The sequence below is a fragment of the Oscillatoria sp. CS-180 genome, from assembly GCF_028330965.1.
Taxonomy (GTDB): domain Bacteria; phylum Cyanobacteriota; class Cyanobacteriia; order Phormidesmidales; family Phormidesmidaceae; genus Halomicronema.
On sequence record NZ_JAQMUB010000037.1, the window covers coordinates 75,433 to 91,092 of the forward strand.

The window sequence follows — 15,660 nt, forward strand, 5'->3', positions numbered from 1 at the left end:
GCCCTAACTTTAGTATCACGTACGATTGCAGTAGACGAAAGTGGAATCGTGTCATCTGCCCGAAGTCTGAGACGGATGTGGATGTACGATCGGCTAGTGTACCTAGCTGCACCTTGAAGGGTTGCTTCACACCTGTATCGCTGCAAACGAACCTTTAGGTCAGGAGCAACGCACGAATGACAAATCGATTTGGAAGACGGAAGTTTTTGCTGTATGGATCAGCAACAATGGGCACAGCAATGCTGCTTAAGGCTTGCGGTTCTCCTTCCGATGAAGCAGCGACTACCGAACCCGCTGAGGACGGGGGGGAAGAGGTTGCAGCGGCCGATAGTGGCGACACTATCAAAGTGGGTATTCTCCACTCCCTCAGCGGAACAATGGCGATTAGTGAGACTACCGTCGTTGACGCTGAAAAGCTAGCAATCAAGGAAATTAATGAGGCTGGCGGCGTTTTAGGTAGGCAGATTGAAGCGGTTGAGGAAGACGGCGCTTCTGACTGGCCGACGTTTGCAGAGAAAGCTGAGAAGCTGATCGATCAAGACCAAGTGGCAACCGTCTTCGGCTGCTGGACATCGGCAAGCCGTAAGGCTGTACTGCCGGTATTCGAGTCCAAAGATCACATGCTTTGGTACCCCGTACAGTACGAAGGGCAAGAGTGCTCGAAGAACATTTTCTACACAGGAGCCGCTCCTAACCAGCAAATTGAGCCTGCTGTAGATTGGCTGCTTGAGAACCGAGGAACTCAGTTCTTCCTAGTGGGTTCAGACTACGTTTTCCCTCGTACGGCAAACACCATCATCAAAGAGCAGCTGGCTGCTAAAGGCGGAGAAACAGTTGGCGAAGACTATCTGCCCCTAGGTAACACTGAGGTCACCCCAATCATCACGAAGATTAGGGCTGCTTTGCCCGATGGTGGCGTTATCTTCAACAGCTTGAACGGTGATAGCAACGTTGCCTTCTTCAAGCAGCTACAGGGTGCTGGGATGACTCCAGACAAATACCCCGTGATGTCGGTCAGTATTGCGGAAGAGGAAGTGCGCCAGATTGGTGAAGAATTCCTCATTGATCACTTGGCAGCTTGGAATTACTTCCAGACTGTTGAGTCCCCCGAGAACGAAAAGTGGGTCGCTGACTTTAAGGCTGAATACGGTGAAGATCGCGTGACGAATGATCCCATGGAGGCGGCCTACATCATGGTCTACCTCTGGAAGCAAGCGGTTGAGCAAGCTGGTAGCACTGATATTGCGGCTGTTCGAGAGGCTGCTTATGGTCAGACCTTCGCAGCCCCTGAGGGGACAGTCACCATGAATCCGAATCACCATATCTCCAAGACAGTTCGGATTGGTCAGGTTCGGGATGACGGCCTGTTCAACATCCTTTCTGAGACGGATGGTCCCGTTGATCCCGTTCCTTGGAACCAATATGTCCCCGATACAAAGGGTTTCGCCTGCGACTGGTCTGACCCCGAGAAGGGCGGTAAGTACGAAGTTGAAGGAGCTTAGAACGTAATCGGTTAGCTGGCTTGAGCGATTCAATCACGGCTCAAATATGGATGAGTTTGACCGAGACGCAACCTGACGAAGGGGAGAGCGGAACTGCGCCAACAATAGGCAGGTTTCTGTTCTCCTTTTTTCTTGGGTGGCAAATCCGATCTTTTTCAGTAGCCGATATGACAGTGTTTTGTACCTATACGGAAGACTGTAGAACAAACGCTGGCGGCGGTATGGTACGACCTCTTTGGTAAGACAAAGGGACCTCGCTGATATAGACCAGTGAATCATTTGGATTCATAAGCTATGGGCTGTTGGATACACCGTTGGGGCAAGCGATCGCTCAGAGCACATTTCAAAAAAACACAGGTAATGGCGTGATTGAAGGACTGATTAACGGCTTATTTAATGGGATCAGCATTGGAGCCGTGCTACTGATCGTAGCGCTGGGGTTGGCAATCGTATTTGGCCTGATGGGAGTCATCAACTTGGCTCACGGAGAGCTGATGATGCTAGGGGCTTATACAACCTATGTGGTCCAAAACGGAGCCAAGGCAATAGGTAGCGGAGCCTTGGAGTTCTATATTTTTGCGGCGCTACCGCTATCGTTTCTGGTAGCTGCTTTAGTGGGGCTGGCGCTAGAACGCGGCGTTATTCGCCATCTCTATGGTCGTCCCCTGGAAACACTCCTGGCGACGTGGGGCGTTAGTTTAATCCTGCGGCAGTTTGTGCGCAGCGTGAACTGGGCCATGATCGCTGGACTAATCGTTTTTTGCGTTCTGTTCTTTGGGGGACGCTGGGTTTTACAACAGCAGTCCAATTGGGAACGAATGCGTCGGGTGGCTAACCCAGTCATTCTCATGCTGTCGAGCGCGATCGCGCTTATCACGGGACTGCTGCTGAATCAAAATGGCGGTGCAGCATTGAGTAAAGCTTGGTTTAGTGCTCGCAATGTGGATGTCACCGCTCCGAGCTGGCTGCGAGGAGGGCTTTCCATTGGCACCACTCTTCAGTTTCCCTACGCTCGACTTTTCATCATTGCCTTGACAGTAATTTGTCTCATTGGGGTCTATTGGTTTCTGAACGGTACGGCTTGGGGGCTTCGCATTCGATCCGTCACCCAAAACCGGACAATGAGTGCTTGCCTCGGAATTCCAACTGATCGAGTCGATGCCCTGACCTTTGCCCTAGGGTCTGGATTGGCTGGTATCGCTGGCTGCGCAGTTACGCTGTTGGGATCCGTTGGCCCTAATCTAGGCGGCAACTATATTGTGGACGCCTTCATGGTGGTGGTGGTTGGCGGTGTCGGAAAACTCGTTGGCAGCATTGTGGCAGCGCTGGTTATTGGCATCATCACTTATTTGCTGGGGTCTGGAACCCTAGCGCTCTTACTGCCTCCTACCGAAGGACTTCAGCCCGTTGTAGACTTCTTTACATTTTTCGCGACCACCAGCATGGCAAAAGTCATGGTCTTTGCCTTAATCATCGCCTTTTTGCAATGGAAACCTGCCGGGATGTTTCCGCAAAAAGGTCGGACGGTGGAGGCGTAAACAACAGCTATGGTTATAGAAGCACCCGTTCAACCTCGTAAAGAAGCACAGGCGCAGAAATCTCGTCGGCGCACTTTGGAAATTGCTGCTATTGTCGCCTTTGTGGTGTTGCTCGTCGTTGTCATGCCGCTGCTTTTGAGTGGTTTTCGACTAGGTCTTTTAGGGCGGTTTTTATCGCTTGCGATCGTAGCTTTGGGGATCGACTTAATCTGGGGCTTTACAGGTCTCTTGAGTTTGGGTCACGGCATTTTCTTTGCCTTGGGGGGCTATGCCTTTGCCATGTTCCTTCAGCTCAACAGCTTAAGCGAAGGTCAGATTCCCGAATTCTTTGGTCTCTACGGCGTATCGGAACTTCCATGGTTCTGGAAACCGTTTTACTCATTGCCGTTTACCCTCATTGCCATTTTTACAATCCCAGCCCTCATTGCTGGCCTGTTGGGCTATCTAGTCTTTCGAAATCGAATTCGAGGAGTTTACTTTTCCATCCTGACTCAAGCTGCGCTGGTTGTGTTTTTCAACCTGTTTAACGGTCAGCAGAAGTGGATTAATGGCACTAACGGATTGAAGACAGACACCAGTATTTTTCTAGGGCAACAAGTGGGCAGTGGGTCCATGCAAATGGTGTTTTATCTGACTACCGTGGCCATGCTGGTGCTCATGTATTTGCTGTGCCGCTGGTTAACAAGTGGGCGCTTTGGTCGCCTGCTGGTTGCCATTCGAGACGACGAAAACCGAGTTCGTTTCTCGGGGTATGATCCCACGGGTTTTAAGGTATTGGTGTTCGCCGTATCAGGCGCGATCGCAGGTATTGCTGGCGCTCTGTATACGGTGCAATCCGGCATTGTGTCTCCCCAGTTTATGGACATCGCTTTCTCTATTGAGATGGTGATTTGGGTGGCGGTGGGAGGACGAGCCACACTGGTCGGTGCCATCCTCGGTGCCCTACTTGTTAACTGGGCACGGGCGCTTCTCAGTGAAAGCTTTCCAGAGGTTTGGCTCTTCTTCCAAGGAGCTTTGTTTCTGCTGGTCGTCACTGCTCTGCCAGACGGCATTGTGGGTTGGCTCCGTAAACAGAGCCTTGGGCGATCGCGGTTGGGTAAACCAGAATCTTTGCTCACCTATCCCCAAGTTGAACTCGATCCCGACATTCAAAAGGAAAGGGACACCCTTTAGCGCGATCCCTCGGCCTTGTCTATCAGCGAGATGCCGCAGGAAGGATGATGCGACCCAAATAGTGAAATTTTTCTCCTCTACTTTTAGCGAGCACAATTGAAAACGCTAAGCCTCCATCAAACTAGGAACTGACTCAACTTTTGCCTTCTGTTTTCTGCTATAAACACTCACCTATCTGACCCAATCTCCATGACGGCTCTTCTTGAAATCGAAAACGTCACCGTTAGTTTTGACGGATTCAAAGCCCTTAATGACCTCAACTTCTCGATGAATGCGGGTGAACTGCGCGTCATCATCGGCCCTAACGGTGCTGGCAAAACCACCTTCTTAGATGTCATTACGGGCAAAGTTCAGCCGACAAGCGGCCAAGCCCGCTTCAAAGGCAAAAACTTGAAAAAACACGCCGAACATACGATTGCTCGTTTCGGCATTGGTCGTAAGTTTCAAACCCCGCGTGTTTATCTCAATCTCACTCCCCGAGAAAATCTGGAACTGTCCTGTAATCGCAACAAGAATGTCTTCGCGACTCTTTTTAAGAAGACTCCCACAGCTGAGAAACGAACGGTCGGGGGACTATTAGAGACCATCGGTCTAGACCACAAAGCTGATATGCCTGCCGAGCTACTTTCTCACGGAGAGAAGCAATGGCTCGAAATCGGCATGTTAGTCGCTCAGTCCCCCGACTTACTTCTGGTTGATGAACCCGTTGCCGGACTAACCGACGAAGAAACCGAACAAACGGGTAATCTGCTGATGTCTCTAGCTGAGAGCCATTCCATCATCGTGATTGAGCACGACATGGAGTTTGTGAGACAGATTGCTCGGCAGGTCACCGTACTGCATGAAGGTTCGGTGCTCTGCGAAGGCACGATGGATGAGGTACAAAACGATCCGCGCGTAATTGAGGTTTATCTCGGCCAAGAAACCAGTATTACTCCAGAGCAACTACTGCTGCTGAGAATCACCGCTACGATGGCCTGGGCAGACGGTTCGTTTGATTCGGCCGAGCAAAGCCTGATTTTAGATCAGCTGAGCCGGAAGTTTGCCCACACACCGGAAGAACAAGCTCCGTTGAAAGAAGAACTCAGTAATTTGTTGGCCAAAAAGATTCCTCTGGAGGAGCTCGTCCCTCAATTGACATCGGATGCTCAGAGGGAGCAGACACTCCTATTGAGCTATGAAGTCATTCGCTCTAATGGCATCAACAAAGCAGAAGCGGCCTCATATCAACAGCTTGTCTCTTTGCTGAATCTGCCACCTGACATCGTGAATCGACTAGAAGCCACTACTGTGGAGACCTTTTAAGCATGACTCAAGCGATCGCCTCCCCCGTTGATTCCACCGCCGCTACGGTGCCGATGCTCAAAATTTCTGGACTCAATTTCTTTTATGGAGAAAGTCATATCCTGCGTGATGTAGATATGACAGTACCCAAAGGAAAAATGGTTTGTCTGATTGGCCGTAACGGCGTCGGTAAGACGACCCTTTTAAACAATGTCATGGGCTTACTGTCTCCTCGTACGGGGAATATCCACTATGAAGGGCAGCCTATTCTCAAATTCTCTGCCGACAAGCGAGCTCGAATGGGCATTGGCTACGTTCCCCAAGGCCGTGAGATTATTCCTCGTCTAACCGTTAAAGAGAACTTGATTATTGGACAAGAGGCACTTGGCGATCGCGGCAAAAAGTCAACGACGATTCCCGACGAAATCTTCGAGCTTTTCCCCGTCCTCAAAACTATGCTGAGCCGGATGGGAGGCGACCTTAGTGGAGGACAACAACAGCAGCTAGCGATCGCCCGTGCCCTGATGAGTCGACCAAAACTCCTCGTCCTGGATGAACCGACCGAAGGCATTCAGCCATCCATCATTTTGGATATTGAGTCTGCCGTTCGCCGCATCATTCAAACAACTGGCATTTCTGTACTGCTAGTTGAACAACACCTACACTTCGTTCGCCAAGCTGATTTCTATTACGCCATGCAAAAAGGCGGAATTGTTGCCTCTGGAGCAACATCTGAACTCAGCAATGCCGTTATTCAGGAATTTCTGGCAGTGTAATTCCTGTGATCTTTAGTGTCTTATCCAGGCCTTTTGTTGCAGAATCCTTTCCAGCCATCTAACCGGCCTCGCTCTCAAGCAGATGCAGTTCAACAGCTTCAAAGTCGTGTTTGGTGAGGGCATCGAAGCGCTGAAAAGACGTTTCCTGGAAATTCTCACCCAGAACCGCCTCGGTAATTCGATCATAATCTTCGCTTTCGCGACAGCCGACATAGCACACCAACCACAAACGATCAGCTTCAGGTAAATCCACTACGGACTCCTGCACCAGATCGCCTCGGTCTTGTAGACAAGCGGTAATCGCTTCGCTTGTTTCCGTTGCCGAAGGTTCCGCAATAACGCACCGTGATAAGGTTCGGGGCAAGTGAATAGACGATACCGTTAAGTCCCCTTTGTAGTAACGAGGGAAGTTGTAATCGGCCATCATCGTGAAGTTGATGATCGCGTCTCCAGACTGTTCCTGAGCTTCAATAACCTCAGCGGCCCCTTGCCAATCGTTTCTGTAAATTTGGGTGTAATACTGAGCGAGGCCACCGCCTACCGCAACCAAGTAAAGCGCAGCTACTAACCCTGCGATTAAAGGCTTCCAAGCTCGAATTTGGTCAAAACCATAGGCTAAGAGCATCATTAGATAAGGAACGGTATACAAGAAATACCGGGCTCTAAAAAGAGTGCCTGACAGGAACAGCTCAGACCCAAAAAATTGGGCCAGGGTCGGCAACAAAGCCCAAGCTCCAATCCAAAGCACCTTGTTGTCTAGGGATGGCCTAATTTTGATAATCGCAAAGATCAAAAGGCCCACCAGCAGCAGTGTAAAAGCTTTGTAGAACAGCTGAGGGACAGGATTCGGTATATTCTCCAGCCCGACTAAAGGCCAATAAACCGTAAAGGTCGTTAATTTGGCAAAAATCTGCGTGATAGGGACGCTGAAGCTTTCGTACTCAGAATGTTCAGCAACATAGTTCTCCGTAGCTGAAAAAACTTCCCTAAGGACGAGCGGTGCCCAGCCAACTCCCACAAATAACAGACCATAAAAAAACAGTCTGAGCTGAGGCCACCTGCGCCAGTACTTCAAACCGTACAGCACGCAATCTGGCAAGAACATAATGATCATGAGTGGACTGGTGAACATCGCCGCCAGTCGCAGTACAGCCCAGAGGGCTATGAGACCCTTGGTAGGTCGCTCTAGCGCGTAGGCTAGCATCAGTGTGCCACTCACCGTCAGCAGCGTGATGAGTGGATACATACGGATCTCTTGGGCATGATTGATCAAAAGTGGTGACAACGCCATCATCAAAGCCGTTAGACAGGCTGCCCGACGACTGATTGCATACTGACAGAGCAGGTAGGCAACTGCGATCGCTCCCAAATCGAGCAGCACTGAAAACCCTCTCAGCCAAGCATCGCTCTTGCCACCCAACATCCAGACCCTAAGAAGCAGGTAATACAAGGGACGGATCCCTAGATTGCCAGACTCCATCAAAATGGCATCTTCATAGCTATTGAGCTCATCAATCCACACGCTTTCTGCAGAAATTTGGTAAAGACGCAGGATAAAGGCGATCGCGATCGGAACAATCAGCGGCATCCACTTCCAGGGAGCAGCTTCCGAAGTAAACGCTTTATTCAGCTGGTGAGACTGAAAGCTTGCGAAAAGAGATTTGCTAAACACTCCATCTACGCGGGACATGAGCTTTTCCTAGATGTAATAAAATTAAGGCTGGGACTTATGCAAACGGAATCAAAGCAGGTGATTTAACCGATAGCAATAGTGTGAGGCAGACTATTGCTGCCCTATCTGTAGATGCTTTACGTAATTATTAAGTAAATGGGACTACGGGATCCTAAACTATGCAGTTGCTTTAAATGATTCCCATTATAGAGACTGTACTTTAGGAGAAATTTGAAAAACGTATGAAGGCTAGTAGTAATGGAATCGCTTAAAATTGATGGTCTTTTATGTGCGATCGCCTAAACGCTCGGTATGCTCTAGTATCTAGAGTGTTAGCAAATTATTGTCTATAAGCTGCCTTTATAAAAACAATTTGTTTTCTATTCCTCGGCATAGCCACCATCAGTTCCGTAGGACAAGACAGCTATACGTGTAAAGCAGGTGATCCACTAAGTGCATTCGCTTAAATGGCTAAACTTGTAGACTCTCACAGGGTTAGTTTTTTGGAGGACCTAAACCCTACCTCATTCATCCTTCATAGAGAGGAAAGTAATAGGGTTTTCCTTAACCCAAACTGACTTTGAAAGGCGTATAGGTCTGTTCTGATAGCTTTTAGACTGAGATAGAAACGGCGTAAGAGCAAAATGAATCATTATGGAGGAGAGACTGCAAAAGCTGTTGTCAAGATGGGGAATAGCCTCTCGACGCCGCGCTGAGGAGCTGATCCATGCAGGGCGAGTTTCAGTCAATGGCAAGGTTGCCGAGCTAGGGCAAAAAGCGAACCCAGCCATTGACAGCATTCAACTGGATGGACAAAAACTTTCTGTTCAAAAACAACCTGAATACTACTACTTCCTGTTGAATAAACCACTACGCGTGATCTCAACTTGTCAAGACCCCCAAGGTCGGCGAACGGTACTGGATCTTCTCCCTCGACACGTCCGTCGAGGTGTAGGAATACACCCAGTCGGACGCCTCGACTACAATTCAACAGGAGCACTTCTATTAACCAACGACGGAGCATTGACCTATCGATTGACACACCCTCGGCATCACATCCCAAAAACCTATCGAGTTGTTGTAGCAGGCAGACCGAGTCCTGCTAGTATCGGTCTGTGGAAGCAAGGTTTAACCATCGGAAATTATCAAACTCTACCTGCCAAGGTGGACGTCATTTCTACTGGTGCCAAGCAAACTGAATTGGCCATTACTCTGTGGGAGGGACGGAATCGGCAAATACGCCGTACTGCCGATTATTTGGGGTATCCGGTCAAAAGTCTCCACCGAGTTTCCATCGGTCCTATTTGCCTGGACAATCTGGAGTTAGGTCAAGCGCGCCCAGTGACAGAGCAAGAACTCACCGAGCTAAGACGGGCAACCGACGGACAGGGATGGACAAATGATGATAAATAATAGAAGGCTCAATCGAAAACTGCCTTAGTCTTTGCTCAACTATTCCTGAACTCTACTGACTTTGCATCTTCGAAAGGATTGATGAAGAAAAAGTTATCAGACATCAACCGACTCCACCAAGAACAGTTGGTTCACATAGGGCGGATTCTGCAAGAAACTCGTGAGGCACAGGGCCTGTCTCACAAAGATCTAGCTGCCAAAACGTTAATTCGTTCTAGCCTTCTGCAAGCCATCGAAACGGCCAACATTGATCAGCTTCCAGAACCGGTCTATACGCGCGGGCTGATTCTTCGCTACGGCGACAGTTTAGGACTAGATGGCGAAGCACTTGCCATCCAATACTTTACGCCCGCTGATAGGCGTCCCTCTCGCTCTTTCTGGCGCATTCCTGTTACACCTCAGCTACGTCCGGTTCACCTCTATTTGACCTACGTCGTGTTGATTGGGGTTGCCATTAGCGCCCTGTCTTACACACTGCAGCGGATGTCCTATCAAACCAGTACGCTACCCGTCTTGGAAGGGGAAATTGCTGAAGATGCCACTATGCCGGAAGCGGGGCCTGGTACTGACAGCGAGAACCCGCCAAACAACTCTCAGCAGTCAGGCACGGAGTTGCCTCCTGAGGTAGCAGGGTCACCTGTACGGGTTGCTGTGGAATTGCAGGGGCAATCTTGGTTGCGTGTCACTGCGGACGGGGAAGTTGCTTTTGAAGGAATCTTAAAGGAAGGGGATTCTAAAATCTGGACAGCTGAGGAGCAGCTGAGGATCCGAGCAGGCAATGCAGGCGGTGTCATAGTGTCCTTTAATGAAGGAACGTCTAAGCAATTAGGACAGCCGGGCATGGTAGCCGAAGCCGTCTATCCTCCTCCTAATACGGCTCGTCTCAACCAACCCTAAGCTTGCTTCACCCTTAATTTGATTAATTCGATCGCTGCCACAGGCGAATGACCTCAGTCACCACCTCGCGATCTGGAGGCTGAGTCGTCTCTACTGATGGCTGGAGTTCAACGCCTGGAATACCTTGCTGCCAAGGACTGTTTGAATTGGCTTGCAGATCGACGTCAGCGTTGGCTGGTCGAAATCCATGCTCTACAAAAACGGCTTGTTGCTCTGGAGCAAGTAGGAAGTCAATAAACTGACGCCCATTCCTGGCCTCTGCTGCGCTGACATCACGGCGAGCGATCGCAGCTGTTGAAATCGTTTCAATGGTCGGATCCAAATAGTAGATCTGATACGGCTTCCCCTGCCTTTGGGCAGCTTGGTCCCAACGCAATAGGGCAACACTCTCATAAACCATGGCGATATCGGCGTCATTGGGTCCCCGCGCAATAAATTCTTGCAGCAGAATATCGGTTGAGCGAGGGGGTTGATAAACTGACTGCTTGACCAAGCCAAACAAATTTTCAATAGGCGAGGTATTCAAATTAGCCAAGGTAAGGGATTGAGAACCCAGTTTTGCTTGAGACCAAAGCGTCAGTGTGAGCTGACCACTATTAGAGCGCTCCGGATCCGTCGTCACAAAGTCAAAACTCCCCCACTCGGCATTGCCGCCCAGATCGGACCAGTTACCTTGGCTCACCGCTTCCTCCAGACGAGACCAGCGAAACTGATTGTCAGGAAATAATGCCTGTCCCCGCTCAGGCCAGACAACTGCAACCAGCATCGTTTTAGCAACGGGCTGAGGAGCATCATAAAACGGATCCTCACCCGACTGAGCTGTCCACCGCTGTGCTAGCTCATCCAGCAATTGCCCGTTCGCAGGAATCAGAACGGTCGGTGTGAAATCGTTTTGGTCATCCACATAGTTATTCACCATGTCTTGTGATCCCTGAATCTCAATTTTGAGATCGATGTTGGGATTTGCCGCCTCAAACCGCTCTTCTAAGACCGCTAGTGGCTCCTGCAATTCTGAACCACTAACCACTGTTAGCGTTTGACTAACGCCGGGCAGCGGGGCATAAGCTAGCCCGAGAGAACCGATCGCGATCGCGGTTGAGACGACCATGCGAGATGTCTTTTTCATCGGCGGTATCTTCAATCCTCTAATACGCTAACTTGTCTCTATTCCAATCCTTTAAGCACTTGTGCCTTCAGCTTCCCGTCATCAGCACATCCATACTTTCCTGCATGTTGTTCAGCTCTAGTCCCAGTGCTCTCAGTTCATCTGTTTGGTCCGTACTGCCAAGATCAGCAGAGCGCAGCTTGTTCTGCAACTGTTGCAGGACGCCGCCAGCATCCACAATCAACGTGGACAGGCTGACCACCTGCGCTTCACGGGCATCTTGCCCTTGTTTTGCTAATTCAATGTTGCGCTCCAGGCTATCGGCCAGTCGCTGCCACTGAGCTTGGGCCACCCCGGAACTTGTCCGCTGCTTGTGTTGGGCTTCCTTAAGTTGCTTTTCTAAATCATCAACCGCCAAGAGAGAGCCGCGCCGATGTAGACGCTGAGCTAAGTCATCCAGCTTGTCGGGAAGTTCGCGAGTGCGATCGCAGGCGTATTGAACAATACCTAATAGTTCAACCTGGCTGGTCTCCGTCAGCAGCTTAATAGACTCAGCCTGCAAGTCGTTGGCTTGAACAGCAAGCTGTGCTGCCCGCTGCTTTGCCTGAAGCAGTTCCTGTTCAAGATTGGGGTTGTCTAAACCCAACGTCTCTGGTTCTTTTTCTTTGAGAAAAGCTGAACCCGCGATCGCGATCGCGACTGCTCCTGGTAAGGCAATCATATTAGGTAGCCGTATTAGTCGCACTCCAACAACTAGAAAAAGGCCACCAGCTAGCACTGCAAGGGGATAAGCAAGTGGGTTAGCGAGTTTCACAAGTCTCCCTCTTAAAACTCCAGTTGAATATCTTGCATGAGGCGGGCGATCGTATCCGGGTCGCCTTTAGCGTAGTAGCCGCCGGTGGATTCAGCAATTTGGTTCAGAATGTCTGGGTTGAAGTCACCCTCATTACCGTATCCAATCGTGAAAAAAGCAATTCGCTCATCGGTTGAAAAATCGGACTCTTTCAGCCCAGTCAGGAGATTATTAAGCTGTACATTGGAGCCAGAGTCCTCACCATCCGTAAGGACTAAGACCGCATTGATAGCCCCCTCCCGCAAATTGTTGCGTAACCAATCTCGCGCATCTAAAGAAGCATCATAGAGACGAGTTCCCCCTCTAGGACGCAAGCTGTTGATAAACTCGTACCCCCGCTGCAATCCCTCTGGGGAGCCATCAACCATGACTGGAGGCCGAATCTGATCATCAAAGTCGACCAAAGCAATCTGATCTTGGGGACCCAACGTGTCGATGTAAGTCTGGAGCGTGTTCTGTACAGACGGTAGTTTATTGCCTGACATTGATCCAGAGGAATCTACCACAATGACCACCAGCGAAGGCTTCTTAGCAAACTCAGTCCAAGCCTTAATCATCGTCTCCACAACGGCAGCCTCTGGAGGACGATAAGAGTCATAGCTGGCGTTAGGGTCAACTCCAAATTCAGGACTAAATTTACTGCTGAGAGCCACTCCGGGACTTCCAGGCCGCAATCCTAGCTCGGTCGCTATTGCCTGGGCTTCTGGTTCTTGCAGATAATCCAAAAATTCGGTAGCAGCAGCACGCTCTTGATCGTTGACCCAAGGTATATCAAGCAAAATCCCTCTCATATTTGAAGTGAATGTTGCTTGAGGATAAACAGCCACGTATTTCGGCTGCCCCGGCTGTAGTTGGGTGTTCGCAGCAATGACAGAAGACTCATAGACGGATCCGATCGACGCCCAGAATGGACCATTTTGCACCATCGCCTCAGCTAGGGAACTAGTCGAAGTTCCATACCGAGTAATTTTTTCTTGAATCTTTTGAATATCGGCTTGATGATCAGCAACATCTTGAGCAGTTAGCTCTCCAGGACGTTTGCCTGTAACAGACGCAAATTGTGCCACCAGCGTCTGTAAGCCTGAGTTTGATCGAGTTGGAGCGGTATGGACGTAGTAGATATTTTGAGGGGGACTGGCAGCATTTAAGTCCTGATGAGTTTCAGCCTCTGTCAAGGCAATAAACAAATCGTCAACCGATTCCAAGCTGGAAGCCAAATCCTCTCTGGTCATAAAAACCATCGGGCTGTAGGCCACCAGTGGGGCGTCTGTGATTTGAGGAATATAGTTTTGTCCGGGAGCAATTTGCTGCATTTGATAGATCAGCTGGCTATGGTAGATTTCGCCATCGACAGAGATCAAGGACGGCAGCCCAGCATCATTCTCTGAAATTGCACCAGATTGTAGTAGCTGAGTTTGATTGAGAACTTGGTTGACGACATCACCGCTGCCTGCGGCGTCACAAACGATATAGAACTGTTCGCCAGACTCTAACGAAGGGGATTGATTGTTGAACCTTTCAGCAGTTTGATCACAAAAATCATGGAGCGCACTGCCAACCAGTACGTTCACTTCAAATCCTGGGAAATTAGGTGAATCCGCCTCTGAGCTCGTGCCAGAACTATTGCAAGCGGACAGTCCTAGCACGGCCAGAGCCGCAACAGATAGATTGAATAGGCGATCGCTCATAGTCATAAGCCTTCAGTGACATAAGGAAACACAAACCCATCGCTTAGGTAAATACCTCTGCTGTAGTCAACAAGCTGAATGGCGTAATTTACTTAAACGCATACAAACTTTTGAAAAAGAATCCATCGCGAGGGTCAGTAGCCTTTCTGCTCACTCATATTTGAACTCAGCAGTCATAACAACAGCCCTCGTAGCCGAGGCAATTGAAAACGTGGAAACCCAAACTGGACAAGGACATGTTTCATCCTTCCGTCTTTGACTTTGACGTTCTGCCTTTGGCGATAACTTCAATTCTTGTTTTTGTAGTCAGGATGCCCAAAAGATCAGGCTGAAACTCTGGTCGCAACCCGTCTATGAGAACATCTCAGCCTATATCTAATGTGTCAAACGCTGCGATCGCCGTGACAGTCTCCTCGATGCTTGGAGCGATAGCCCCTGCTGCAAAGGCAGTTCAAGTACCCTTTAGACCCTGAGCTAAATCCATATTGCAGAGCAGACTGTGACGATGAACACCAGGCCCTTAGAAAATTACCAAAAGATTTAAGGTGCTTTATTTGAATGCCTGAAGTGACCGGCTACTCGGTATGAAGCCTACCCGACATAATCTGTGCTCGGCAGATTAACGGCAGTTTTACGGGTCTATCAAACTTGAAAGCTTCGTTTCTCCAACTTCAAACCATCCATGCTGTTGTAGCGTCTCCTGAGGCAATAAAGTTGCCTGTGGGCGGCGAAAGAGTGCATGCAGCGTCTGCCACAGTAGGGGTAGTGCACTCACAGCGATCGCCACTGCGACAATCGCTCCAATGACCGTATCGGCCCAGGCCCACTGCAAGAACGTCACTGCGATCGCGGCTAACATCGCCCCTACCGACCCTAATAAATCAGCCAGGATGTGCAGGAAAATCCCTCGCAAATTTAAGTCCTGCCGAATGTCACCATGCAACCAGTAAAGATTGAGGGCATTGACCAATAAGCCAAGGAGGGCCGTAATTAGCATCGGCGTACTAAGAATTTCAGTCGTTTCTCCGTGCCAGTGGGACAACGCTTCACGGCTGATCCAAGCTGCCATTGCGAGTAAAGCCAAGCTGTTGATTAGGGCAGCCAGCAGTTCAATACGGTGATTCCCCTGGGTAGGAGCGGGCGATCGTCGGGCAATCCAAGTTGCTGTCAGGGCGAGTCCAATAGCCGCTCCATCGGTGAGCATGTGGCCAGAATCTGCTCGCAAAGTCAGGCTGTGACTCATCAACCCAACCCATAGCTCAACGCCAGCAAACACAGTGACGCTCATCATTATCCAAAATAGCCATCGCCCTTTCAAGGTAGGCGACAAGCAGAAAGAACAATGGGATGTTGAAATGTTCAATCCTGTATATCCGTTTGCTTGTGACATTTGCAGAAACTTTATAGCAGTTATCAGGCCATTGACGGCAAGATTGTGAGTTTTTTCGACATTGGGTTCAATTCCCGGTGATCGTCAGTGTGGGAACACAAGAGTCAATCCTGGAAATCTGCTCAAGAATATCTTTAAAAGGCTTTACTCGTCCTTATACAGTCTTCTCTAGGCTTCGTCAGACTTAAAATTCATGAAGACTTCATTCAATTAGGACTCTGAAGTTCGGCAAAAGATCTGATCGGTTCAATTACCCCTCTAGAACAATGCAACCTATACCAAGCAGAGCGATCGCCTCCCTGTCAATACAGCAGTCACCAATTCAATGCCAGCAAGACTATAATCTGTTTCGATGCTGCATCCAGCATC

Annotated in this window: 12 protein-coding genes and 1 pseudogene; 8 read left to right on the plus strand and 5 right to left on the minus strand. The window is 49.6% G+C overall.

The window, feature by feature from the left end:
* The first annotated feature begins 176 nt into the window (after positions 1 to 176).
* The 6 genes and pseudogenes from urtA (at position 177) to urtE (ending at position 6,273) form a co-directional block, all read left to right on the plus strand.
* On the plus strand, positions 177 to 1,502 hold the full coding sequence (gene urtA / locus PN498_RS08820) for an urea ABC transporter substrate-binding protein (protein WP_272062358.1): 1,326 nt from the start codon (positions 177 to 179) through the stop codon (positions 1,500 to 1,502).
* Positions 1,503 to 1,870: 368 nt separating this feature from the next.
* Positions 1,871 to 3,040 (plus strand): urea ABC transporter permease subunit UrtB, encoded by a 1,170-nt coding sequence (urtB, locus tag PN498_RS08825; RefSeq protein WP_334312239.1) that lies wholly within the window; start codon positions 1,871 to 1,873, stop codon positions 3,038 to 3,040.
* 9 nt (positions 3,041 to 3,049) lie between these two features.
* Positions 3,050 to 4,213, plus strand: coding sequence for an urea ABC transporter permease subunit UrtC (gene urtC, locus PN498_RS08830; protein ID WP_272062359.1), 1,164 nt, complete (start codon positions 3,050 to 3,052; stop codon positions 4,211 to 4,213).
* A 189-nt stretch (positions 4,214 to 4,402) separates the two neighbouring features.
* Positions 4,403 to 5,137 (plus strand): annotated as a pseudogene (gene urtD / locus PN498_RS08835) (urea ABC transporter ATP-binding protein UrtD); the annotation flags it as partial.
* A gap of 27 nt (positions 5,138 to 5,164) precedes the next feature.
* Positions 5,165 to 5,518, plus strand: coding sequence for a DUF533 domain-containing protein (locus tag PN498_RS28480; protein WP_334312240.1), 354 nt, complete (start codon positions 5,165 to 5,167; stop codon positions 5,516 to 5,518).
* Between the two features lie 53 nt (positions 5,519 to 5,571).
* A complete protein-coding gene (gene urtE, locus PN498_RS08840; protein ID WP_272062524.1) occupies positions 5,572 to 6,273 on the plus strand; it encodes an urea ABC transporter ATP-binding subunit UrtE in 702 nt (233 codons plus the stop codon).
* Between the two features lie 58 nt (positions 6,274 to 6,331).
* Here urtE and PN498_RS08845 read toward each other — a convergent pair whose 3' ends face one another.
* Positions 6,332 to 7,963: a glycosyltransferase family 39 protein gene (locus PN498_RS08845; RefSeq protein ID WP_272062361.1), complete on the minus strand. Its 1,632-nt coding sequence runs from the start codon at positions 7,961 to 7,963 to the stop codon at positions 6,332 to 6,334.
* A gap of 636 nt (positions 7,964 to 8,599) precedes the next feature.
* On the opposite strand from PN498_RS08845, the gene PN498_RS08850 reads away from it, so the two are divergent.
* The gene (locus PN498_RS08850) at positions 8,600 to 9,358 is read left to right on the plus strand and encodes a pseudouridine synthase (RefSeq protein WP_272062362.1); all 759 of its coding nucleotides are present in this window, start codon (positions 8,600 to 8,602) and stop codon (positions 9,356 to 9,358) included.
* An 81-nt stretch (positions 9,359 to 9,439) separates the two neighbouring features.
* A complete protein-coding gene (locus PN498_RS08855) occupies positions 9,440 to 10,255 on the plus strand; it encodes a helix-turn-helix domain-containing protein (RefSeq protein WP_272062363.1) in 816 nt (271 codons plus the stop codon).
* A 22-nt stretch (positions 10,256 to 10,277) separates the two neighbouring features.
* Here the strand turns inward: PN498_RS08855 and PN498_RS08860 are convergent, their stop codons facing one another.
* From PN498_RS08860 to PN498_RS08875, 4 genes are all read right to left on the minus strand, one after another.
* The gene (locus tag PN498_RS08860) at positions 10,278 to 11,381 is read right to left on the minus strand and encodes a substrate-binding domain-containing protein (protein ID WP_272062364.1); all 1,104 of its coding nucleotides are present in this window, start codon (positions 11,379 to 11,381) and stop codon (positions 10,278 to 10,280) included.
* 67 nt (positions 11,382 to 11,448) lie between these two features.
* The gene (locus PN498_RS08865) at positions 11,449 to 12,174 is read right to left on the minus strand and encodes a hypothetical protein (RefSeq protein ID WP_272062365.1); all 726 of its coding nucleotides are present in this window, start codon (positions 12,172 to 12,174) and stop codon (positions 11,449 to 11,451) included.
* Between the two features lie 11 nt (positions 12,175 to 12,185).
* Positions 12,186 to 13,901 (minus strand): VWA domain-containing protein, encoded by a 1,716-nt coding sequence (locus tag PN498_RS08870; RefSeq protein ID WP_272062366.1) that lies wholly within the window; start codon positions 13,899 to 13,901, stop codon positions 12,186 to 12,188.
* A 631-nt stretch (positions 13,902 to 14,532) separates the two neighbouring features.
* Complete coding sequence (locus PN498_RS08875) at positions 14,533 to 15,291, minus strand: cation diffusion facilitator family transporter (RefSeq protein ID WP_272062367.1); 759 nt, start codon at positions 15,289 to 15,291, stop codon at positions 14,533 to 14,535.
* Between the last annotated feature and the right edge of the window lie 369 nt (positions 15,292 to 15,660).